General features: G+C 57.3%; 2 protein-coding genes. Both read right to left on the reverse strand.

Annotated features, from left to right (window positions below; all coding sequences use genetic code 11):
- Nucleotides 1-964: 964 nt before the first annotated feature.
- On the reverse strand, nucleotides 965-1,705 hold the full coding sequence (locus QMG52_RS21535; protein WP_283562442.1) for an RHS repeat-associated core domain-containing protein: 741 nt from the start codon (nucleotides 1,703-1,705) through the stop codon (nucleotides 965-967).
- Between the two features lie 275 nt (nucleotides 1,706-1,980).
- Complete coding sequence (locus QMG52_RS21540; protein WP_283562443.1) at nucleotides 1,981-2,574, reverse strand: RHS repeat-associated core domain-containing protein; 594 nt, start codon at nucleotides 2,572-2,574, stop codon at nucleotides 1,981-1,983.
- Nucleotides 2,575-2,641 lie beyond the last annotated feature (67 nt).

Here is a 2,641-nt window from a genome sequence, read left to right on the forward strand (position 1 = left end):
TATTACAACACGCGGCGCCGTCATTCAGCTAACGGCTATTTGACACCGCTCGAATATGAGTTAGGCTATAAATCAATTCACGAACTCGCGGCTTAATCTCGAGTCCACAAAAGCGGGAACACTCCAGTTTCGATCCTATGGCAAGCAGGAGATCCTCCCTCGCGACAGGGATGGATCGGCGTGTTGGTCACTTGGCAGAACACGCCGAACGCTTCATCGTGATGACCGCCGTCAGTGCGGCAAAATCAGGCCAGGCAAATACTGGCCCCTACGACGCTCGGCAAAACCTTAGCGTCGGATATTCCACTTTTTCACAAGCCAGCCCATGCACAGCCTCCCCAATCAGGGCACAAGAAAAGGGCCGACCAATGGCCGGCCCTTCCCTATCACTCGCACCGCCCAGGGACTTGGGAGAAGCCCCTGGCAGATCATCACAATTCTATACGAAACCATCAGGCCGGCTACGCGGCGGCCGCGTCCCTGGCTCGGACGGCCCAACTGCCGCCGTCCCGATCATGGACCAGCTCAAATGTCACCAACGGCGACCTTGGGTTCCTGCCGACCCGGGCTTGTACCTGCCATATGGAATCCCCCCTGCCGCGCAACCAATCAGTAGGCCAACTCCTCCAACGGGGCGCCGATGTAGGTGTAGGCCCCGGTCGGGTCCACGGTGAGATTCCCGGCAAAGGACGAGAATGGCATTGTGGCTCCAGCTTCTCGGTTCATCTTGATCTTGCGGTGAGCTAATTGGCCAATAATTTCACCGGCGCCTTCGATTTGTAGTGAGCACCGCTGTCAGTAATCCACTCCCTACTACACCGCCAACGATTCCAACTATCAAACCCTGGCGCGAATAGCCTACGATAATTACAATAACCGCCACAATGATAACGAACGTTGTTACCGCCACAAGTAGGCGCAAAGGCCACGTAAACCTCTTATCATTCACAGTTGATCAGCCCCCCTATGGTTGAGGCGGCCCGACTGTCACAGCTCCGATTAGTGTTGCCGGCCCCGCGGTAATTATTGGCGCTTCCGGGCCCAGAACGGCGGTCAGTAGCCCGCCGACGAATCCGGCTGCAGCACCTCCAATAACACCGCTAATCGAACTTTTTGCCACGCAACTTCCGTAGCTATATCCGGTTGGGTCCGACAGGTTGATGGGGTCGTTCGCGGCGTAGGCGTAGCGGTTGGCGTTGCCGGGGTCCAGGGGGTGGTCGAGGGTGTCTTGTTGGGTCCAGCGGCCGGTGGTGGGGTTGTACCAGCGGGCACCGTATTTGACCCAGCCGGTGGTCCGGTCCTGCAGGCCGTTTTTGAAGGTGTAGGGGGTTTGGTCGGTGGCGTTGCCGCCGGTGTCTTTGGTGATGGTCTGCACACCGTACGGGTCGTAGGCGTAGGCGACGGCGACGTAGTTCCCGGAGGTGATCAGTGCGGTGGGGTTGCCGGTGCCGTCGGTGATGTAAAGCGATGTCATGCCCGCGCTGGTGCGTAGCATGAGCGGTTCCCCGGTGACCGGGTCGTGCTCAATGTACGCGGTCCCGGCGTCTTTGCTGAGTTGTTCGATGATGGGTTGGCCCTGGGCATCGGTGCGTCCGTAGGTGACCTTGTACTGACCTTGGGGCGTGCTTTCGGAGAGGACTTCGTTCTGCGAGCCGCCGGCGTAGGTGTAGTTGTAGGTCGCGCCGTTTTTGGTCACGGTCGTCATTTCGACACGATCTCAAATACGACAAGAGGGAAATCATCGTGACCGTAATCTTCGGCGTAGCCCATCAAGTGATCACCAAGACGTGGATCCATCCGAAGATTAATCCCACAACGGCGGCAGCAATCAACGTGGCATAGAGAATTTTATGTTTTCCGTCGTCTAGCCTAGCCCGAGGGTGTCTCGTAAGAATATAGACGAGAATCACCACTATCAAGACAATGCAAATAAACGTAACTGCAATATATGGCGTGAGCATTGTTTCTTTCCAGCATCGTCTACTTCAGGACCGCACTGCCAATACCAAATCCCGCGGCTCCAATAATTGCGCCACCCGCACAAGCGCCAAGATAACCGCCGGCACTGGTGTTAGAGCCGTTGAGACTGTCACTGACGGCGACAGTTGCGAGGCCGGTTGCGCAACCGATACCGAGTGTGATCCCGAGACCAATTCCCGTAGAGTCCACGGCGACTCCCAATGCAGTTCCGAGGAGCCCAACTGCCCCCGCGACTATCACTGGGGCGAATTGCTGTCCAAAATCACTGAAGAAATCCATCCCGGTTGGGTCAGCATTGTTGATGGGGTCGTTGGCGGCGTAGGTGTAGCGGTTGGCGTTGGCGGGGTCCAGGGGGTTGTCGAGGGTGTCTTGTTGGGTCCAGCGGCCGGTGGTGGGGTTGTACCAGCGGGCCCCGTATTTGACCCAGCCCGTGGTGCGGTCCTGCAGTCCTTGTTTGAAGGTGTAGGGGGTTTGGTCGGTGGCGTTGCCGCCGGTGTCTTTGGTGATGGTCTGCACACCGTAGGGGTCGTAGGCGTGGAGTGTTCCCGCTTTTGTGGACTCGAGATTAAGCCGCGAGTTCGTGAATTGATTTATAGCCTAACTCATATTCGAGCGGTGTCAAATAGCCGTTAGCTGAATGACGGCGCCGCGTGTTGTAATA

Origin of the sequence: Paenarthrobacter sp. PH39-S1, assembly GCF_030063245.1 — a bacterium.
Classification (GTDB): Bacteria; Actinomycetota; Actinomycetes; order Actinomycetales; family Micrococcaceae; genus Arthrobacter_M.

What these genes read in the sequence shown, in the direction of transcription:
- QMG52_RS21535 (WP_283562442.1), bottom strand. Translation starts at nt 1,705, where the DNA reads ATGACGACCGTGACCAAAAACGGCGCGACCTACAACTACACCTACGCC.